The following is a 19,826-nucleotide window of genomic DNA, read 5'->3' as shown; positions in this document are numbered from 1 at the left end:
CGGCCCCCGGTACGCGATGGAAGGTTGGTCTTCAACTCACGTGAGCAGTCGTCCCCCGCACCGCGAGAACACCAGGCCCACGATGCGCGATGTCGCGGAGCGGGCCCAAGTCGCCGTCGTCACCGTCTCCCGCGTCGTCAACGGCATCGGCACGGTCCGCGAGGAGACGGCCGAGCGTGTGCACGCGGCGATCGCCGCCATCGGATACCAGCGCAACGAGATCGCGCGCTCCCTGCGCCCCGGCCAGAACTCCATGACCATCGGGCTGCTGCTGGGCGACCTCACCAACCCGTTCTACGCCTCCCTCGCCAAGGCGGCCGTCGAGGTCGCCAACGAGGCCGGTTACGCGGTCCTGTTGAGCACCGCCGACGAGGACCCCGAGGTCGAACGCCGGGCCGTGGGCGAGCTGATCGGCCGCCGGGTCGCCGGGCTCATCATCGTCCCCGACCAGGGCGACCACGCCTTCCTCAACGAGATCAACGGCCACGACCACGTGCCCATCGTCTTCGTCGACCGGCCGGCCACCGGCGCCGAGGCCGATGTCGTCCTGGTCGACAACGAGGACGGCGGACACAAGGCCACCCAGCACCTCGTCGACCAGGGCCACCGCCGCATCGCGATCCTCGTCGCGCCCTCGTACTACAGCACCGGCCGACGGCTGCGCGGCTACCGCAAGGCCCTGCGCCGCGGCGGCATCGAGCCCGACAACGACCTGGTCGTCACCCTGCGCCGAGGCACCACCGAGGAAGCCGAGGCCGCCACCCGCACCCTGCTCACCTCCGCGAACCCGCCCACCGCGGTCTTCTCCACCACGGGCTTCCTCACCGAGGGCGTCCTACGGGCCTGCCGTGACCTCCAAGTCTCCGTGGCGGTCGTGGGGTTCGACGATTTCAAGCTCGCCGACATGCTCCCCACCCCGGTCACCGTCGTCACCTCCGACACCGAGGAACTCGGCCGCCGGGCCGCCCACATCCTGCTGGACCGCATCGACGGCGACGACAGCCCCTCCCACCGCACCGTCCTCCCGGTGCAGCTGATCGCACGCGGCACCGGGGAGATCGGACGCCCGTAACGTCAGTACAGCGTCCGCCACTTGGCGCGGGGCCAGGCGAGCACGGCGTAGAGCTGCGCGAGCGCGGCCTGCTGGATCGCCTGGGTGCCGCCGGCCGAGTCGAAGTGCACGAGGCCGGTGGCGGGATCGCGCATCGTGTCCCAGACCTGGTCGGCGTAGGCGGCCATCGCCCGGTGGTAGGTGTCCTTCCCGGTCACCGACTCCAGGAGCAGCAGGTTCTTGAAGAAGATCGAGTTGAAGAACACGGGCTGACCGAACAGCCGCCCCTGCGTGACGTAGTAGGCGTACGCGGCCTCCGCGATCCGCTCGGCCCGGCGCAAGTAGGCGCGGTCGCGCGTGACTTGGTACAGCAGCACGGCGACGCCCACCGGCACGCCCTGGTTGTAGGACCAGAAGGTCTTCTCGACGGTCCCTTGCAGGTCAAGTTGGTCCCAGTACAGGCCACTTGGGCTCTGCAGATGCGCGTTCGTCCAGTCGTAGAAGCGTCTGGCCCAGTCCAGGTAGTCGGCCTCGCCGGTGATCTGGTGCAGGCGCAGGGCGAGTTGGGCGCCCGGCATGTTCGAGACGGTGTTGCGGTCGTGGCTCCAGTCGGCCTGCGTCCAGAAGACCCCGCCGGGTGCGGCGTGACCGCTGTCGGTGTCCCAACCCGACCCGACCAGGGCGAAGATCTCCTTCGCGCGGGCCAGCGCGGCGGTGTCCCCCGTCTGCAGATACCGCTGGACCTTTGCCAGGCCGACCCATTCGTTGTCGTCGTAGAACATGTCACCGCCCGAGCCGTACGGCGCGACCGGGTAGGAGGCGTAACCGGGCAGGTCGGTCGTCCCGCCGCTCGCGTTCCAGTGGTGCTCCTGCGCCGCCGCCCGTCGCGTCAGCTCCGGCTCGAACTCCGGGGCCACGACGGTGAGATCGAGCGCGGCGATGTGCACCTGGGAGAAGGGCCATTCGTACGAGTACGGGTTGTCGCCGGCCGCCGCCGGAATCTGTTCGCGGACCAGCCCGGAGCCGTCGGTCGCGTCGAAGTGTCTTCTCAGCGCGGCGTACGTGGCCTTGGCGCGGGACAACGCCCGTGCGGAGCTTGGTCGTTCGGCCGCGAAAGAGGGTGTGGCGGCCGTCGCCGTCAGGGCGGCGGCCAGGCCGGAGCCGATCATCACTCGCCGGGAGGGACGCGGGGACATGGAGGCCTCCAAGGGTGCGGGTGATGGAAACGTTGTCATCGACTCAAGAGGTCGTCAACGCCTCTGACGACACGGGCAGTTCACTCCCGGGGCATTTTGGTCCGGACCATTGACGATGAAGCTCCGCTGATGGAACCTTCACGATGGTTACGTTTCCAAAGGTGAGTTCGTCCGGCCCCACACGGCGAAGCAGGAGACATCGACATGACCGTTCCGTCACCCTTCAAGAGACGCCTGAGCGCCGCCCTCACGATGGTGCTGCTGCTGGCCCTCGTCCCGGCCCTGCTGGTGCTGCGCGCCGCGCCGCCCGCGCAGGCCCTCGACAACGGCCTCGCCAGGACGCCCCCGATGGGCTGGAACGACTGGAACGCCTTCGGCTGCAACGTGACGGAGCAACTCGTCGAGCAGACCGCCGACTACCTCGTCTCCTCCGGGCTGAAGGACGCCGGGTACCAGTACGTCAACATCGACGACTGCTGGATGACCTCGGCCCGCAACTCGGCGGGCCAACTGGTCCCGGACCCGGTCAAGTTCCCGAACGGCATCAGCGGCACCGCCTCCTACGTGCACAGCAAGGGCCTCAAGCTCGGCATCTACGAGAGCGCCGGCACCGCCACCTGCGCGGGCTACCCCGGCAGCCTCGGCCACGAGCAGACGGACGCCAACAGCTTCGCCGCGTGGGGCGTCGACTACCTCAAGTACGACAACTGCAACCACCAGAACGTGCCCGACCAGCAGCGCTACACGGCGATGCGCGACGCCCTCGCCAACACCGGCCGTCCGATCGTCTACAGCCTCTGCAACTGGGGCCTCGCCGACGTGTGGACCTGGGGTGCGGGCGTCGGCAACAGCTGGCGCACGACCGACGACATCAACGTCAACTTCTCGACCGTGGTGTCCATTTACAAGGCCAACGTCAAGCTCGCCGCGTACGCCAAGCCGGGCGCCTGGAACGACCCCGACATGCTGGAGGTCGGCAACGGCATGTCGTTCACCGAGGACCGCTCCCACTTCAGCCTCTGGTCGGAGATGGCCGCCCCGCTGATCGCCGGCACCGACCTGCGCAAGGCCTCCGCCGCCACGCTCTCCCTCTACGGCAACAAGGACGTCATCGCCGTGGACCAGGACTCGCTGGGCAAGCAGGGCACCGAGATCTCCAACTCGGGTGGCCTGCACGTACTTTCCAAGCCCCTCGCCAACGGTGATGTGTCGGTCGTGCTCTTCAACGAGAACTCCTCCGCCGCGACCATCACTACCTCCGCGACGGCGGCCGGGCTGCCCTCGGCGTCCTCGTACAAGCTCAACAACCTCTGGTCGCACGTCGTCAGCAGCACCGGCGGAAGCATCTCGGCGAGCGTCCCGGGCCACGGCTCGGTGATGTACCGGGTCTCCGTCGGCAGCGGCACCAGCGTCGGTACCACCCACCCGCTGATCGGTGCCTCCTCCAACCGCTGCCTCGACGCCTACAACGGCGAGACGACCCCCGGCACCAAGATCGAGATCTGGGACTGCGGCGGCGGCACCAACCAGGCCGTGACCATCACGGCCGCCGGTGAACTCCGGCTCTACGGCGGCACCCAGTGCCTGGACGCCTACAACAACCAGACCAGCAACGGCACGAAGGTGCAGCTCTACGGCTGCAACGACGGCGCCAACCAGAAGTGGAGCGTCAACGCCAACGGCACGATCACGGGCACCCAGTCGGGCCTCTGCCTCGATGTCACCGGAGGCGACCAGGCCGCAGGCAACGTCAACGGCACCGCGCTGGAACTCTGGAGCTGCAACGGCGGCGCCAACCAGCAGTGGCGCCTGGGCTGACCTCCCGCATTCCCCCCACCTCCATGGAGCCGGCATGACACCGACAGCAGTGCGCGCCCGTAGAACCGGAGCAGGCCTGATCGCCGCCCTCGCCCTTCTCGTGCCGGCCCTGGCCGGCACAGCGGTCGCCGACGCGCAGGCGAGCGTGTGCAACAAGTACTGCGACGCCCGCGACCCGGCCCTGTCCCCGGGAGACCGACAGCCGGTGACCGCCGGCATCTACTCCCGGAGCATCGCGCTGCACTTCGACGACACCGACGCGATGGGCTGGGCCTCCATCACCAACGGCAGCCCCGGCGACGAGGTCTGGCTCGACCGCTCCTTCGACGGCGGCCGCACCTGGACCTCCGGCAGCAAGCTCGGCGACACCACCACCCCTGCGGGGCAAGGCGGTTGGCGCACCCTGATGTACAACGTCGACGACTGGAACGCCCTCGGCGTCGGTGCCCTGCGCGCCTGCGGCAAGGCCGGTGACCGGGCCGAGATCGCCTGTACGGCGTGGGCCCGCACGACGTGGAACGCCGGCAGCCGCCCAACTGCCGCCGCCACCGCGCTGATGCAGTCGTACAACCTGGGCACGGGCCTGTTCGACACCACCGGCTGGTGGAACTCGGCCAACGCCCTGACCGCCCTCATCGACAACGCCCGCGTCACCGGAATGGGCAGCTACAAGTACGCGATCGCCAACACCTACGACCGCAACCTCTCCGCCCAGGGCGGCAACTTCACCAACGACTACATCGACGACACGGGCTGGTGGGGGCTGGCCTGGGTCGACGCGTACGACCTCACCGGTGACAGCCGTTACCTCAACACCGCCCGCGCGGACGCCGACTACATGGCACAGTACTGGGACTCCACCTGCGGTGGCGGCGTGTGGTGGAGCACGGCGAAGACCTACAAGAACGCCATCGCCAACTCCCTCTACCTGGAGCTGAACGCCGCCCTGCACAACCGCATCGCGGGCGACACGGCGTATCTCGGCCGGGCCAACGCCGAGTGGTCGTGGTTCAAGGGCACCGGCATGATCAACGGCTCGCATCTGGTCAACGACGGCATCAACCTGGCGACCTGCGGCAACAACGGCGACACGACGTGGTCCTACAACCAAGGCGTGCTGCTCGGCGGTCTGTCGGAGCTGTACCGGGCGACCGGGGACTCCGGTCTGCTCACCACCGGCCGTCAGATCGGGGACGCCTCGACCACGTCGACGGCCCTCAACTCCGGCGGAATCCTGCGGGAACCGTGCGAGACGAGCGGCTGCGGCGGTGACGGTCCGTCGTTCAAGGGCGCGTACATCCGAGGTCTCAGCGCCTTCAACTCCCGCTTGTCCGACCGCCCTTACACCTCCTACATCAAACGCCAGGCCGACAGCGCGTACGCGAACGACCGCAACTCCCTTGACGCGTACGGGTTGCACTGGGCCGGACCGCTGGACTCCACCGACGCGGCCCGGCAACAGAGCGCGCTCGACCTGATGAACGCGGCGAACTGACATATCGTCAGTTGCGAACACGGCCGCCGGGTCGGTCACCCCTCCCCGGTGAGGAGCCGTCGCGGATTGGCGATGCGAAAGGCGTAGGCCGCCGCCCCACCCAACCCGTACCCCGGGTGGCGGGGCGGCTCCGCGTAGGGGCGGTCCGAGCCCTGGACGACGGCATTCACGCCCAGCGCGCGCACGATCGCGTCGACGGCTGTCGGGCCGTAGGACGACGTCTCGACGAACACGCCCTGGTCGCCCTCCTGTTGCTGCCCGCCCCGGGCGGTCAGCCGCTCGCCGTGCAGCGGGGCGAGTCCGGCGAGCAGGGCGAAGCACACGCGGAGGCGTGGATGGCGGGGGCGGCCGAAGGCGCGGAAGGCGTACCAACCGGCGTGCATCTGCTGGACGTACGGGACCATCGCGGGCCACCAGGCGGGGCCCGCCGAGGAGCCCACCGCGGGCCCCGGGTGGACGAAGAGCGGGAGGTCGCGTTCTTCGAGGAGATCGAGGAGCGGGGCGCAGCGGGCGTAACCGGCCGCGTCGGCAAGGGAGTTGGCGGGGAGTTGGAGGCCGGCGAAGCCCCGGTCGAGGTCCTTGGCCGTCACCTCCGCGTCGATGTCCCGTACGCAGGCGGCGGCCCATGCCCCGAACGGCTCGGGCAGCGCTGCCGCGCCGTCGTGATACGCGTCGAGCAGGGGCCGTGCGGCGGCCTCGGGCAGCCACTCCACACCGATCGGGGCGGACAGCGAGACGAGAACCCGGTCGAGACCGTCGGCGGCGGCGAGTTCCGCGCGCCGGGCGATGTCGTGGTCGGCGGGCGGTATCTCGAAGGGCGGCTCACCGTCCAGGTACAGCGTCCAGCCGTCCAGGAACGGCGGTTCGCGGCGGGCGCGCAGAGCCGTCACCAGCGAAGGGGTCCACAGATGCTGGTGTACGTCGACGTTGGTCATGTCGCTTCTCCCGCCAAGGCGTTCAGTGTGCTGCGGACGTCGTCGGACCCCAGGATGTCGCGGCTCACCGTCTCCACGTCCACCCCGTGCGGCCGGTCGTCGTTCAGTGTGGGCACGAGCTTCCGGATCGCGCGGTGCAGGAACTCCGGCCCCCGCCCCAGCGCGGCCGGTGCCGCCAGATCCACCGCCTGCGCGGCCACCACCGCCTCCACGGCGAGCAGTTGACGCAGCCGGCCGAGCATCGTCGTCAACCGCCGTGCGCCGAGCGCCGCGTTGGTCGAGTCGTCCTCCACGGCATCCGCGCCCTGCCGGGGATCGACGCACACCGGCGCGGACAGCATCCGGATCTCGGCGACCAACGCCTGCGCAGTCTTGACCAGCGGCGCGAATCCCGAACGCTCCGGACCGTACGGCGAGAGGTTCGCGGGAAGGCCACTCACCGCCGGGTCGAGCAGCCGTCGCATACGTTCGGCGGAGACGGCCGCGGTCTGGGTCAGGGCCAGCGCGAGCGTGTCGAAGGCGAGGGCCAGGGCAGGGGTGTGGAAGTTCCCGGACGAGACGATGTCCCCTGCGCCGCCCGGCACTTCCGGGTCGTCGCCTGCGCTGGTCAGCACCACCGGATTGTCCCCGCATCCGTTCAGCTCCGGTGCCAGCGCCGCATCCGCGAACTCCAGCGCCGCGTACCCGGCGCCGTGCACCTGCGCGGCGCAGCGCAGGCTGACCGGGTCCTGGACCCGGCGGGCGTTGTGGGGGTCGGTCAGCTCGCCGCCGGTCAGCAGGGCGAGCAGTTCGGACGCCGCCCGGGACTGTCCGGGAGCGGGGCGCAGGGCCAGTACCCGCGCGTCGAGCGGGCTGGTGTTCGCCCGGAAGCCCTCGTAGGTCAGTGCCGTGACCGCCTGCGCCAGGGCGAGCAGAGCGCACGCCTCGTGCAGGGCGAGGGCGCCGATGCCGGCCGCCAACGGGCTTGCGCTGCACAGCACATGGCCGTCCTTCGGGCCGAGTCGCGCCGAGGCGAGACCGGCCCGGCGCAGGGCCGTGGCGCCGTCGAGCACCTCACCGGCCCACTCCGCACCGCCCTCGCCGATCACGACCAGACCGACGTGCGCCATCTGGCACAGGTCGGACGCGCCGATCGATCCCACCTCGGGGATGACCGGGTGCACCCGCGCGTTGAGCAGGTCCACCAGCAGCCGTACGATCTCCGGCCGCACCCCGCTGCCGCCGCCCGCGAGGCCGTTGATCCGGGCGAGCAGGGCGGCGCGTACGACGGGGGCCGGCAGCGGATCACCGACCGCGTTCGCCCGGCCCCGGACCGTGCGGACGCTGAACGCGTCGAGTTCCGTGCGGGGCAGGGCGTAGGAGGAGCGGGCGCCGAGTCCCGTCGTCAGGCCGTACGTCGGCACCTGCCGGTCGACCACGTCGTCCACGACGGCCCGTTCGCGCACAAGGTGCGGCAACACCCCGTCCGCCAGGGCGACTTGGGCGCCATGGTGGGCGACGGCGACGACATCGCCGTAGGACAGTGTCCGTCCGTCGACGACGACCCAGGTCACCAAGAGTTTCTCCCTACGTCCTGTCACGTGTGAACCTAGCGCCTGGGCCTGTGATGATCGAGTGGTGGGGACCAGGGGGCGGGCGTACGGTCGAACGGTGAGCATCCAGTGGACGGAGCCGTTCACCGGCCTCTCGTGAGTGCGACCCGCCATGAGCAGCAGCCCTCAGCAAGCTTCCGCAGACCAGACCACCACCCGGGAGACCGGCGGTGGCGGAAGCACGATGGCGCTGCTGGTCATCGCGTCCTGCCAGTTGATGGTGGTCCTCGACATCACCATCGTGAACATCGCGCTCCCGCACATCCAGAGCTCGCTGGGCTTCTCCACGACCAGCCTGGCCTGGGTCGTCAACGCGTACACCCTCACCTTCGGCGGTCTGCTGCTGCTCGGCGGCCGGGCCGGTGACATCCTCGGCCGGCGACGGGTGTTCGTGTTCGGCGTGCTGCTCTTCGTACTCGCCTCCCTGCTCGGCGGGTTGTCCCAGAACGCGGGCGAACTCCTCGCCGCACGCGCCCTCCAGGGCGTCGGCGGTGCCGTCGCCTCACCGACCTCGCTCGCCCTGATCAGCACGACGTTCCGCGAAGGCCCGGAGCGCAACCGGGCGTTCGGGGTCTTCGCCGGTGTCTCGGCCGGCGGCGGCGCGATCGGACTGCTGATGGGCGGGATCCTCGTCGAGTGGCTGAACTGGCGGTGGGTGCTCTTCGTCAACGTCCCGATCGGACTGCTGATCGTCCTCGCCACCCCGCGCTGGATCAAGGAGTCCGAACGCCACCCGGGCCACTTCGACATCACCGGCGCGCTGACCTCCACCGTAGGCGTGGTGTTCCTGGTGTACGGCTTCATCCGGGCCGCGCAGGAGGGCTGGCGGGACTGGCTCACCCTGAGCTCGTTCGCCGCGGCCGTGGTCGTCCTCGCCCTGTTCGTCCTGGTCGAACGGCGCTCCCGGCAGCCGATCACCCCGCTGCACATGTTCCGCGACCGCAACCGGGCCGGGACGTACGGCATCATGCTCTGCCTCGCCGCCGCGATCTTCGGCATGTTCTTCTTCCTCACGCTCTTCGTGCAGGACGTGCTCGGCTTCAGCCCGCTCGCCGCCGGCTTCGCCTTCCTGCCGGTCAGCGCGGTCATCGCGGTCGGCGCGGGCCTGGCCTCACGGTTCCTGCCGACCTACGGCCCCAAGCCGTTCATGGTGGTGGGCGCGATCCTCGCGGCGGCGGGCCTGTCCTGGCTGACCCTGACGGACGTCCACTCCACATACCTGGGCAGTGTCCTCGGCCCGATGCTGGTGTTCAGCATGGGCATGGGCATGGAGTTCGTCTCGCTGACCCTGATGGCCCTCTCGGACGTGCCCGTCCAGGAGACCGGCGCGGCCTCCGGACTCCTCAACGTCACGCAGCAGGTGGGCGGTTCGCTCGGGCTGTCCATCCTGGTCACGATGTTCGGCACGGCCAGCAGGAACGAGGCGAAGGACCAGATCCCCGCGTTCCTGTCCCAGGCGACCCCGGCCGAGCGCATCCGTTTCCAGCGCACCGGCCAACTCCCGGGCACCTGGGGCGATCACGTCCTCACCGCCGGGGTCTCGGCCGCGTTCGTGGTGGCGGCGATCTTCACGGTGGTCGCCGCGCTGATCGCCGTCGTCGTGATCCAGGTCCGCCCCTCCGACCTCGAACGCCTCAAGGGCGGGACGGGTGTTGGGCCGGTCTGAGCACCAACTCCCGTGACATGACTAGCTTTTCGGTATCTGCTGCTCGAACCACACGACCTTCCCCGTGCTCAGCCGCGTCGCCCCCCAGCGCTGGGCGAGCCGGTCGACCAGGAACAGGCCGCGGCCGCCCTCGTCGCCGGGTCCGGCCTGCCGCATGCGGGGCACCTGGGGCGAGTCGTCGGTCACCTCGCAGCGCAGCACGTCGGTGCGCAGCAGCCGTAGGGAGATGGGACGGGAGGCGTACCGTACGGCGTTCGTGACGATCTCGCTGACCATGAGTTCCGTGGTGTCGAGGAGAGCGTCCAGGCCCCAGCGGCGCAGCACCCTGCGGGTCAGCCGGCGGGCCTGGCCCGCGGTGAGCGGGTGGGGGTCGAGGTGCCAGTAGCCGACGCTGTCCGGCGGGAAGCCCTCGAAGCGGGCGGTGAGCAGGGCGATGTCGTCGTCGCGGGGGCCCGGCGCCAGCGCGGTGAGGATGCGGTCGCACAGCCGCTCCAGCGAGGAGAGACGGTGTCTGTGCGGGGTGGACTGGAGGTGGGTGCGCAGCGCCTCGACGCCCGTCCCCACGTCCGTGTCGCGGGACTCGACCAGGCCGTCGGTGTACAGGACCAGCGTGGTGCCGGTGGGCGCGGGCATCTCCACGGACTCGAAGACGACGCCGCCGACGCCGATCGGCGCGCCCGGCGGGACTTGAAGGACCTCGGCGTGGCCGTTCGGGCGCAGCAGTACGGCGGGCGGGTGGCCGGCGTTGGCCATGAGCAGGCGGTGCGAGATCGGGTCGTAGATCGCGTACAGGCAGGTCGCGATGTGGTCGCTGCCGAGGCGTTGGGCCTGTTCGTCGAGGTGGTGGAGGACCTCGTGCGGGGGCAGGTCCAGGCCGGCGAGGGTCTGCACGATGGTGCGCAGCTGGCCCATGATCGCGGCGGAGGTCATGGAGTGGCCCATGACGTCACCGACGATCAGCGCGACCCGGCTGCCGGGCAGGGGTATCGCGTCGTACCAGTCGCCGCCGACCTGCGCGGTCTTCGAGGCGGGCAGATAGCGGCTGGCGAGTCGGATGCCGGTCGGCTCGGGCAGCGACGACGGGAGCATGGTGTGCTGGAGCGTGTCCGCCACGGAGGCCTCGTGGCCGTACATCACCGCCTTCTGGACGCCGATGGCGGTGTGGGTGGCCAGCTGGGAGGCGACGAGCAGGTCGTCGGCGGTGAACGCGGAGCGGTCGGGGCGGCGCAGCAGGACGACGGTGCCCATGACGTGATGGCGGCCGTGCAGCGGGGCGATGATCAGCCGGCGACCCGGCGGCAGCGTCCCCGGAGCACTCGCCGCGGGCCCCAGCAACTCGGTCACCGCGGGATCGATGCCCGGTGTGTCACCGAAGGCCGGCCGTCCTGCCAGGAGCAGCTTCGCGAGCCGCCCGGCGAGCGTCGGCTGAATCCGCTCGGCCACGCTCGCATACTCGGCGTGCGGCATCAGCAGCGCGGTCCTGGCCTCCGGCGCCCGGTCGACGCTGTGCAGTTGCAGGACCAGGGGCGCGGCCGACTTGTGGTCCCCGACGGGCAGCGGGTCGTGCAGGTGGATGACGATCGCGTCGGCGAAGGCGGGGACCGCCGCCCACCGCAGTTCCCGCAGCGTCTCGTCCAGGTCCATCCCGCGGGCGATCCGCCGGGTGGCCACGTCGAGGTACCGGAGCCGGTCCATCTGCCGCACGGGCGTCCGGCCGAGCGGTACGACGGGTGCCGGGCCGCTCGACGAGCCGCCTCGCCGGGCGGTTCCGGCGGGGCCTTCGCGGGGGCTGGGATGCTCCGTCACACGCTTCGTCCCGTCACTGGTGCGGCAGCGGCCGCCGTGTCGGTCCTACGACCTCAGTCGCGCCGTCGGCAGCAGAGGAAGACCTGTTCCTCGGGCGGGACGTCGGCGGTCGCCGGGGCGTAGGTGTAGGAGTTCTCCTTCACGATCTCGAAGCCGGCGGTGTCGAGGATCTTGTGCAGGTCTTCGAGGAGATAGCCGGAGACCCTGATCGTGTGGCCGAGGAACGGGATCGCGAAGTCGTCCACGTGGGCCTCCACCATCGACAGGGCGAACAGTCCGCCCGGATTCAACAGATGGTGGATCGTGCGCAGGGCCAGCGGGATCTCCGCGCGCGGGAGCATCAGCAGGGAGAAGAACGCGGCGACGCCGTCGAAACGGCCCAGGTCACGGGGGCCGCCCGGGCGCAGGTCGGCGAGGTCCAGCTGGTGGAACGTGGCGGTGGGGACGTACGCGCCGGCCAGCGTCACCATCCGGGCGGACAGGTCCACGCCCACGACGTCGAAACCCGCGTCGGCCAGCTGCCGGGCGGTCGGCACGCCCGTGCCGGAGCCGAGGTCCAGCACGCGGGAGCCCGGTTCGAGTGACTCGATCAGCCAGTCACCGGCGCCGACCTGGCCCTCCTTGTGCGGGAAGGCCTCGTCGTACCGGTCCCCGATGGCATCGAAGGCCTCGGCCTGACCGGTGCGGTCGAGCCGAAGACTGGCGTAGTCGGACCCGTCGTTCGTTCCGCTCACTGAAGTGGCCTTTCGTCCGCGCATAGAGGATTGTCCCACAAGTCCGTGAAGTGAGGTTTCGGCGGAGAAAGAACGTGAGGGGCGCCCTGGGGCACCCCTCACGGAACGTCGAGGGCGAGGAAGGCGAACGGACTGATTCAAGGAGCGTGAGAAGAAGCCCGCTCGTGGCCTCGCCGTGGCTGACGCTAGCAGTCAGGCGGGGATCAAGTCGCGCAGATCTTCGGAAGTCACGATCCGTGAGCCCGCGGGCAGCTCGTCGGGGCGGCGCAGCCCGATGTAGGTGACCGGATCGTCCGGGATCGTCTCGTCGTCCCACCGCGTCATCGTCGAGCGCGGTATCGGACATGCCGCGTCCTGGCACACGCCGTTCAACGGCCTCCGCCGTGGTCGACACACACACGCCGTCCTACGAGATCCGCGTCCATTTCGTGACAGCGCCCACGGGACGCACCGACTGCGACGGGGGCCACAGCCTCGCCGCCGACAGGTGCCCCCGGTTCTTCGAGACCGTGCACTGACGCCTGGCTTCGGGCATCCAGACCGGCAACCTCGCCCGCGCCCACCGGGCGATGCTCGACCCCAACATCCCCTTCGGCGGCGTCAAGGACTCCGGCTTCGGCCGCGAGTACGGCCCCGAGGGCCTCGCCGCCTACACCCGGACCAAGTCCGTCGTCGTCTCGCTCGACTGACCACCCCCATCAACGCGACTGACCACGCCCACCAAGGCGGCGCGACCCGGGACGACGGCACCACGACCGCGATCGCAGGCCTCTGGATTTTCGAAGGAGACGACCTGCGGCGGGAGTTGGAGGCCGACGTCTTGGGCCCGGAGTCGGCGGTCCCGTATCTCACCGCCCGTCACCCCGGCGGAAGGCGCACGTACGTCTCCTGCACAGCCCTCGACGCGGCCGACTTCGGCCCCGGCTCCCCGCTCGGTGTCGAAACGGCGGTACGGGAGGGGGAGGTGACACTCACGCTTCGGGGCCTCACGGACGACGAGCCGGTGACCTACACGATCACGCGCGCGCAACCCGCACGCCCGCTGGTCAGAGTGACCCGGCTCAGCGCCCGGGCGCTCCCGCTCGCAGTCCGTCCATGACGAGGTCCAGGAGCCGTCCGGCGCGTGACTGCCAGTCGCCGTGGGGGTCGATCTGCCACAGGCCGGCGATGGCGAGGAAGAAGTCCTCGGGGGTGACGCCCGGGCGGATGGCGCCGGCCTCCTCGTTCGCCTTCAGCAGCAGTGCCACCGCCTCCGTCACCACGCTGTGGCCCGGCTTGGCCGGGCCGCCGGACCCGCCGGCCGCCTGACGCAACGCGTCGGCCAGGCCGGCCTTGGCCATGGCGAACCGGGCGAGACGGTCCATCCACTCCCGCAGCGCCCGGTCCGGTGTGCGGGTCTCCAGCAACCGGGCCGCCGCATCGGCGACCTGCCGCATCTCGTGGCGGTAGATCTCCAGGAGGAGTGCCTCGCGGTTGGGGAAGTTGCGGTAGAACGTGCCCTGCCCTACGCCCGCCTTCTTGGCGATCGCGCTCAGCGGGACATCCGCCGCGAGCGTCAGCTCCGCGAGCGCCACTTCGAGGATTCGCTCGCGGTTGCGCTGGGCGTCCGAGCGCTGAGGCGTGCCCAACTCGTCGCGCACTCCTCCTCCTTCCGGAAAACACGGCAGAGCCGACCTTGCTAAGCGGACAGCTGTCCGTTAGGTTCGTGGATAGCGGACAGTTGTCCGTTTAGAGTTCACTCTACCCGCAGCAAGGCCCGTGCGGATGGCCGGAATCGCCCGCTGACCGGCATTTTCGCGCACCTTGCGCACGCCGCGGGCTCAGGGATCTCCTCGTCCGACTTCGACGCGCCCCACACCCGCGAGAGAAGGCTGATCATGGCCCCAGCGACGTCCAGCGTCATCACCCTCGACATCAACGGCGAGAAGTACACGCTGCCCGTCGACCACCGCACCACCCTGCTCGACGCACTGCGCGAACGCCTCGACCTCACCGGTACGAAAAAGGGCTGCGACCAGGGACAGTGCGGTGCCTGTACGGTGCTGCTCGACGGCCGCCGGACCGTCGCCTGCCTCCAACTGGCGGTGGCCGCCGAGGGGCGTGCCGTCACCACCATCGAGGGCGTGGCGGACGGCGAGCGACTGCATCCGGTGCAGCAGGCGTTCCTCGACCTCGACGGCTATCAGTGCGGCTACTGCACGCCGGGTCAGATCTGTTCGGCCCTCGCGGTGATCGAGGAGCACGCGGCGGGCTGGCCGAGCGCGGTCACCGCCGACGTACGGCCCGAGGCAGGGCCACCACCCCTCACCGCCGAGGAGATCCGGGAGCGGATGAGCGGCAACCTGTGTCGCTGCGGCGCGTATGTGTCGATCGTGCAGGCGGTCGCGCGGGCGGCCGAGGCGCAGGCGCAGATGACGGAACAACAGGCCGAGGAGCAGCCGGCCGAGCTCAAGGAGGCTGCCGCATGAGGGAGTTCGAGTACCGGCGTGTCCACGACGTCTCCGGCGCGGTCGCGCTGCTCGACGCCGACCCCGACGCCCGCTTCCTCGGTGGCGGTACGAATCTCGTCGACCTGATGAAGGCCGGGGTGGAGCGTCCGGCGCGGCTCGTCGACGTACGCGAACTGCCGCTTGACCGGATCGAGTTGAGGGCCGACGGCGCCCTGCACATCGGCGCCACCGTCACCAACAGCGACCTCGCGGCGCATCCCGAAGTCCGGCGCCGCTACCCGGCGTTGACCCAGGCCGTCCTGGCCGCCGCCTCCGGGCAGCTGCGCAACATGGCCACGGTCGGCGGGAATCTGCTCCAGCGCACCCGCTGCGCCTACTTCGCCGACGTGACCCAGCCCTGCAACAAGCGGACCCCGGGCAGCGGTTGCCCCGCGCTGAAGGGCGAGCACCACAACCACGCGATCCTCGGCGCCTCCGAACACTGCGTGGCCACCCACCCCTCCGACATGGCGGTGGCGCTGACCGCCTTCGACGCGGTCGTGTCGTACGAAACGGCGGACGGGCCCGGCGAGTTGGCGCTCGCGAACTTCTACCTTCCCGTGGGCGACACCCCGCACCGGGAGACCGCGCTGCCGCCGGGCGCGCTGATCACTGGCGTCACCCTGCTCGCCGCCTCGGTCGCCGCCAACTCCCGCTACCGCAAGGTGCGCGAGCGTGCCTCCTACGCGTTCGCGATCGGCTCGGTCGCCGCCGCGCTCGACGTGCGCGACGGCGTCGTACAGGAAGTGCGCCTGACCTTCGGGGCGGTGGCGTCCCGGCCGTGGCGGGCGCGGGCGGCGGAGCGGGTGCTGACCGGGGGGCCGGCGAGCGCCGAGGCGTTCGCGGCGGCCGCGGAGGCCGAACTGGCCGCCGCCGAGCCCCTGCAGGACAACGCGTACAAGGTCACTCTGCTGCGCAACCTGGTCGTGGCCGTGCTGACCGAACTCACCGAGGAGGCCGCCCGATGACCACGACGACCCAGGCCGTCCGGGCGACGGGTGCCTTCGGAACCGCGCACACCCGCGTGGAGGGACGGGACAAGGTCACCGGCGCGGCCCGTTACGCCGGAGACATCCCCTTCGACGAACTCGCCCACGGCTGGCTGGTGTTGTCCACCGTCGCCCGCGGCCGCATCCGCGAGGTGAAGGCCGGCCCCGTGCTCGCCATGCCCGGCGTCCTCGCCGTGCTGCACCACGGGAACGCGCCGCGGGTCAGCACCGACTACATGAGCGTCGTTGGGCCCCCGGACCCGGCCCTCGGCATCCTCCAGCACGATCAAGTGCCGTACGTGGGCTGGCTGGTGGCACTGGTCGTAGCCGAGACGTCCGAGCAGGCCAGGGAGGCCGCCGAGGCCCTTGTCGTCGAGTACGACGAGGAGCCGCACGACATCGCGTTCTTCGCCGGACACCCCGACGCCTACCCGCCCGCGGGCTCGCCCGTCGGGCCGGCCGAGGTGCTGAAGGGTGATGTGGAGGACGCCGGCGCCCGGGCCGCCGTGGTCGTGGACGAGGAGTACACGACACCCGAGGAACATCACTGCGCGCTGGAACCGCATGCCGCGACGGCTCGTTGGGAGGGCGGCCGGCTCGATGTCGTCGACTCCAACCAGAGCACCGTGTGGGTGGCCGGCGAGCTCGCGAAGCTGTTCTCCCTCGACCCGGCGGCCGTGCGGGTGCGGTCCGAACACGTCGGCGGCGGCTTCGGCTCCAAGGGGGTCCGGCCGCACCAGGTGGCCGCCGTGATGGCGGCGACCGTCCTCCAGCGCCCGGTCCGGGTGGTGTTGACGCGCCGTCAGATGTTCTCCCTGGTCGGCCACCGCAGCCCCACCACGCAGCGCGTCAGGCTCGGCGCCGACCCGGACGGACGGCTGCGCGCCCTCGACCACCAGGCACTGAGCCGCACCTCGACCGTGCACGAGTTCGTCGAACCGAGCGCCGCGTACGGACGCCCGCTGTACGACACCGACACCCACCGCAGCGTCTTCAAGGTCGTACGGCTCGACGTGCCGACCCCCACCTTCATGCGCGCCCCGGGCGAGGCACCGGGTTCGTTCGCGCTGGAGTCCGCCCTCGACGAACTCGCGGAGAAGTGCGGGATCGACCCGATCGCGCTGCGCGTCCGCAACGAACCGGCCGTGGGGCCCGTCTCCGGACTGCCCTTCAGCAGCCGCAATCTCCTCGCCTGCTTCGAGGAGGGCGCCCGGCGCTTCGGCTGGGCAAACCGCGACCCGCGCCCCGGCGTGCGCCGCGAGGGGCGTTGGCTGCTCGGGACCGGCATGGCCGCGTCGACGTTCCACGTGGGAGTCGGGCCATCCACGGCGGCCGTGACCGCGGAGGCGGACGGCACCTTCACCGTGCGGATCAACGCGACGGACATCGGCACCGGCGCGCGCACCGCGCTGACCCTCGTCGCCGCGGAGGCGCTGGAGACGGAACCGGGCCGGGTCCGGGTGCACATCGGGGACAGCGATCTCGGAGCCGCGATGTTCGCCGGCGGCTCCATGGGTACCCGTTCCTGGGCCTGGGCGGTCATGCGGGCGGCGGCCGATCTGCGGGAGCAACTGGCCCTGGGTGGAGACATCCCGCCGAACGGCATCACCGCCCGCTCGGACACCGCCGAGGCCGTCGCCGCCCTCACCAAGAAGGAACGGCACTCCTTCGGGGCGCAGTTCGCCGAGGTCGCCGTGGACGTCACGAGCGGCGAGGTCCGCGTACGGCGCCTGCTCGGCATCTTCGCCGCCGGACGGATCGTCAACCCGCTGACCGCACGTAACCAGTTCGTCGGCGGGATGACCTGGGGCATCTCGATGGCCCTGCACGAGGAGGCGGTCCGCGACGCGGCGTCCGGCGCCCAGGTAGGCCCGGACCTCGCGCACTACCACTTCTCCGCCAACGCCGACATACCGGCCATCGAGGCGGACTGGGTCGACGACCCCGACCCGGACGACCCGGTCGGCATCAAGGGCATCGGTGAGATCGGGGTCGTAGGGACCGCAGCGGCGATCGCCAACGCCGTCTGGCACGCCACCGGTGTCCGCCACCGCAACCTGCCGATCCGGCCCGACCGGGTCCTGACCGCGGGCGGGACACCAAGTGCTTGACATCGCCGAGGAGTTGGACCGCTGGGCGCGAGAGGGCCGGGACTTCGCCGTCGCGACCGTCGTCTCCGTCGGCGGCAGCGCACCACGCCCACCGGGTGCCGCGCTCGCCGTCGACACCGAGGGCACGGTCATCGGCTCGGTCTCCGGTGGCTGCGTGGAAGGCGCGGTGTACGACCTGTGTGTTCAGGCCCTCCAGGACGGCGAGCCGGTCCGCGAACGCTTCGGCTACAGCGACGAGGACGCCTTCGCGGTGGGCCTGACCTGCGGCGGTGTGATCGAGGTCCTTGTCATGCCGGTGTACGCGGACCAGCCCCTGTTCGCGGCCGCGCTGGCGGCCGCGGCCCGGGGAGAGGCGGTGGCCCTCGCCAGGGTGGCCAGGGGCCCGGCCGAACTGATCGGCCGGGCGCTGGTCGTACATCCCGACGGGATGTACGACGGCAGTCTCGGTGAGACGTACGAGGGCGGCCTGGGCGGGACGGAGGAAGGCGGTCTCGGCGGGACGTACGAAGACGCCGTCCGAGGGAAGAACCACGGCAGCCTCCGCGGCACTCACGACGGTGCCCGCGGCCGGCAGCAACACCCGCACCTCGACCGCACGTCGGCGGCCCAGGCCCGCGCGCTCCTGGACGTCGGCCGAACCGGCACGGTCGAGATCTCGGAGGACGGCTCGCACTGTCCCGGCGGCCTGACCCTCTTCGTCGAGTCCAGCGTGCCCCCACCCCGCATGATCGTCTTCGGCGCCGTCGACTTCGCGGCGGCGCTGGTGCGGGCGGGTAAGTTCCTGGGCTATCGGGTGACGGTGTGCGACGCCCGGCCCGTCTTCGCCACGCGGGGCCGTTTCCCGGACGCCGACGAGATCGTGGTCGACTGGCCGCACCGGTACCTCCTGCGCACGGCGACGGACGAACGCACGGTGCTGTGCGTGCTCACCCATGACGCCAAGTTCGACATACCGCTCCTCCGGGAGGCCCTGCGGCTGCCCCTCGCCTTCGTCGGTGCCATGGGCTCGCGGCGCACCCACGAGGACCGGAACCGTCGGCTGCGGGAAGCCGGCGTCACCGAGCGGGAGCTGGCCCGGCTGCGTTCTCCGATCGGCCTCGACCTCGGCGGCCGTACGCCCGAGGAGACCGCCCTGTCCATCGCGGCCGAGATCGTCGCCGTACGGAACGGAGGCTCGGGCGTACCGCTGACCGGCGCGCAGGCGCCCATCCACCGTGACCGGGGGAAGACCGTGCTGCGGGTGTCCTGAGGCGTTCGGTCAGTCCTCGGTGAGCCAGTCGTACGCCCCCTGTGCGCTGAACTCCGCCTGGCCGCCCCGGAGCAGCAGCCCCGCCGTGGCGAACTCGGGGGCGTCGGCCTGCGCGGCGACGTACGGGATCGCGACGCAGCGCATTCCGGCCGCGTGCGCCGCCACCGCGCCCGGAGCCGCGTCCTCCAGGACCACACAGTGGGCCGGAGCCGCTCCGAGCCGTCGCGCGGCCTCCAGGAAGACGTCCGGCGCGGGCTTGCCCCGCGCAACCTCGTCCGCCGAGACCACGGTCCGCAGCGACACGTCGAGCCCGGTGCCGGTCAGGATCGCCTCGATGGCCTCCGGCGACGAACCCGAGGCCACGGCCATCGGCACCTCTTCGGCCGCCAGCAGCTCCACGAACTTCCGCATCTCCGGGTACACACGCGTGGCGGCCCGGGCCAGCGCCAGATAACGGCGGTTCGTCTCCGCGAGCAACTCCTCCACCGGCGCCGTCAGGCCGTAACGCTCCTTCAGGAGGACGAGGGTCTCCTGGGTGCTGATGCCGACGAAGCGCTCGTGCTGGGCCCAGGTGAAGTCCGGGACGCCGTGCTCGGCGAGGGTCTGCCGGGTGGCTTCGTAGTAGTTCGGCTCGCTGTCCACGAGTGTTCCGTCGAGATCGAAGATGACCGAGAGGCCGCCGAGGTTGCTCATGG

The 19,826-nt window shown here is 70.9% G+C and carries 17 protein-coding genes and 1 pseudogene; 10 read left to right on the top strand and 8 right to left on the bottom strand.

What is annotated here, in order from left to right:
* The first annotated feature begins 40 nt into the window (after nucleotides 1–40).
* A complete protein-coding gene (locus tag ACFWP5_RS05060; RefSeq protein ID WP_384150352.1) occupies nucleotides 41–1,072 on the top strand; it encodes a LacI family DNA-binding transcriptional regulator in 1,032 nt (343 codons plus the stop codon).
* Nucleotides 1,073–1,074: 2 nt separating this feature from the next.
* On the opposite strand, the gene ACFWP5_RS05055 is transcribed toward ACFWP5_RS05060, so the two are convergent.
* Complete coding sequence (locus ACFWP5_RS05055) at nucleotides 1,075–2,247, bottom strand: glycoside hydrolase family 76 protein (protein ID WP_384150349.1); 1,173 nt, start codon at nucleotides 2,245–2,247, stop codon at nucleotides 1,075–1,077.
* Between the two features lie 204 nt (nucleotides 2,248–2,451).
* Here ACFWP5_RS05055 and ACFWP5_RS05050 point away from each other — a divergent pair, with 204 nt between their 5' ends.
* Both ACFWP5_RS05050 and ACFWP5_RS05045 read left to right on the top strand, forming a co-directional pair.
* A complete protein-coding gene (locus tag ACFWP5_RS05050; protein ID WP_384150346.1) occupies nucleotides 2,452–4,065 on the top strand; it encodes a glycoside hydrolase family 27 protein in 1,614 nt (537 codons plus the stop codon).
* A gap of 34 nt (nucleotides 4,066–4,099) precedes the next feature.
* Nucleotides 4,100–5,560, top strand: a complete 1,461-nt coding sequence (locus ACFWP5_RS05045) for a glycoside hydrolase family 76 protein (RefSeq protein ID WP_384150342.1) — start codon at nucleotides 4,100–4,102, stop codon at nucleotides 5,558–5,560.
* A gap of 35 nt (nucleotides 5,561–5,595) precedes the next feature.
* On the opposite strand, the gene ACFWP5_RS05040 is transcribed toward ACFWP5_RS05045, so the two are convergent.
* A complete protein-coding gene (locus tag ACFWP5_RS05040) occupies nucleotides 5,596–6,495 on the bottom strand; it encodes an amidohydrolase (RefSeq protein ID WP_384150339.1) in 900 nt (299 codons plus the stop codon).
* The gene (hutH, locus tag ACFWP5_RS05035; RefSeq protein WP_384150560.1) at nucleotides 6,492–8,048 is read right to left on the bottom strand and encodes a histidine ammonia-lyase; all 1,557 of its coding nucleotides are present in this window, start codon (nucleotides 8,046–8,048) and stop codon (nucleotides 6,492–6,494) included. The genes ACFWP5_RS05040 and hutH overlap by 4 nt, the downstream gene beginning before the upstream one ends.
* Nucleotides 8,049–8,271: 223 nt before the next feature.
* On the opposite strand from hutH, the gene ACFWP5_RS05030 reads away from it, so the two are divergent.
* The gene (locus ACFWP5_RS05030) at nucleotides 8,272–9,753 is read left to right on the top strand and encodes an MFS transporter (RefSeq protein ID WP_384150557.1); all 1,482 of its coding nucleotides are present in this window, start codon (nucleotides 8,272–8,274) and stop codon (nucleotides 9,751–9,753) included.
* Between the two features lie 21 nt (nucleotides 9,754–9,774).
* Here ACFWP5_RS05030 and ACFWP5_RS05025 read toward each other — a convergent pair whose 3' ends face one another.
* From ACFWP5_RS05025 to ACFWP5_RS05015, 3 genes are all read right to left on the bottom strand, one after another.
* On the bottom strand, nucleotides 9,775–11,559 hold the full coding sequence (locus ACFWP5_RS05025; RefSeq protein WP_384150336.1) for a SpoIIE family protein phosphatase: 1,785 nt from the start codon (nucleotides 11,557–11,559) through the stop codon (nucleotides 9,775–9,777).
* Between the two features lie 53 nt (nucleotides 11,560–11,612).
* Nucleotides 11,613–12,317, bottom strand: a complete 705-nt coding sequence (locus ACFWP5_RS05020; protein WP_384150333.1) for a class I SAM-dependent DNA methyltransferase — start codon at nucleotides 12,315–12,317, stop codon at nucleotides 11,613–11,615.
* A gap of 168 nt (nucleotides 12,318–12,485) precedes the next feature.
* On the bottom strand, nucleotides 12,486–12,617 hold the full coding sequence (locus tag ACFWP5_RS05015; protein WP_384150330.1) for a hypothetical protein: 132 nt from the start codon (nucleotides 12,615–12,617) through the stop codon (nucleotides 12,486–12,488).
* 197 nt (nucleotides 12,618–12,814) lie between these two features.
* Here ACFWP5_RS05015 and ACFWP5_RS05010 point away from each other — a divergent pair.
* Both ACFWP5_RS05010 and ACFWP5_RS05005 read left to right on the top strand, forming a co-directional pair.
* Nucleotides 12,815–12,982, top strand: a pseudogene (locus ACFWP5_RS05010) (aldehyde dehydrogenase family protein); the annotation flags it as partial.
* Between the two features lie 116 nt (nucleotides 12,983–13,098).
* Nucleotides 13,099–13,392 carry a hypothetical protein gene (locus ACFWP5_RS05005; protein ID WP_384150327.1) on the top strand — a complete coding sequence of 98 codons (294 nt, stop codon included), beginning with the start codon at nucleotides 13,099–13,101 and terminating at the stop codon, nucleotides 13,390–13,392.
* Here ACFWP5_RS05005 and ACFWP5_RS05000 read toward each other — a convergent pair.
* On the bottom strand, nucleotides 13,355–13,933 hold the full coding sequence (locus ACFWP5_RS05000; RefSeq protein ID WP_384150325.1) for a TetR/AcrR family transcriptional regulator: 579 nt from the start codon (nucleotides 13,931–13,933) through the stop codon (nucleotides 13,355–13,357). The genes ACFWP5_RS05005 and ACFWP5_RS05000 overlap by 38 nt on opposite strands.
* A 237-nt stretch (nucleotides 13,934–14,170) precedes the next feature.
* Here ACFWP5_RS05000 and ACFWP5_RS04995 point away from each other — a divergent pair, with 237 nt between their 5' ends.
* From ACFWP5_RS04995 to ACFWP5_RS04980, 4 genes are read left to right on the top strand one after another with little or no spacing between them, the layout of a single operon-like run.
* Nucleotides 14,171–14,761 (top strand): 2Fe-2S iron-sulfur cluster-binding protein, encoded by a 591-nt coding sequence (locus ACFWP5_RS04995; RefSeq protein ID WP_384150322.1) that lies wholly within the window; start codon nucleotides 14,171–14,173, stop codon nucleotides 14,759–14,761.
* A complete protein-coding gene (locus ACFWP5_RS04990; protein ID WP_384150319.1) occupies nucleotides 14,758–15,750 on the top strand; it encodes an FAD binding domain-containing protein in 993 nt (330 codons plus the stop codon). Before ACFWP5_RS04995 ends, ACFWP5_RS04990 begins: the two co-directional genes overlap by 4 nt.
* Nucleotides 15,747–17,882, top strand: a complete 2,136-nt coding sequence (locus ACFWP5_RS04985; protein WP_384150316.1) for a xanthine dehydrogenase family protein molybdopterin-binding subunit — start codon at nucleotides 15,747–15,749, stop codon at nucleotides 17,880–17,882. Before ACFWP5_RS04990 ends, ACFWP5_RS04985 begins: the two co-directional genes overlap by 4 nt.
* Nucleotides 17,875–19,131: an XdhC family protein gene (locus ACFWP5_RS04980; protein ID WP_384150313.1), complete on the top strand. Its 1,257-nt coding sequence runs from the start codon at nucleotides 17,875–17,877 to the stop codon at nucleotides 19,129–19,131. Before ACFWP5_RS04985 ends, ACFWP5_RS04980 begins: the two co-directional genes overlap by 8 nt.
* A 9-nt stretch (nucleotides 19,132–19,140) precedes the next feature.
* Here ACFWP5_RS04980 and ACFWP5_RS04975 read toward each other — a convergent pair whose 3' ends face one another.
* Nucleotides 19,141–19,824, bottom strand: a complete 684-nt coding sequence (locus ACFWP5_RS04975; protein ID WP_384150310.1) for an HAD family hydrolase — start codon at nucleotides 19,822–19,824, stop codon at nucleotides 19,141–19,143.
* Nucleotides 19,825–19,826 lie beyond the last annotated feature (2 nt).

Origin of the sequence: Streptomyces sp. NPDC058469 (assembly GCF_042721125.1) — a bacterium.
Lineage (GTDB): Bacteria > Actinomycetota > Actinomycetes > Streptomycetales > Streptomycetaceae > Streptomyces.
This window is presented reverse-complemented; position numbering and strand designations above follow the sequence as displayed.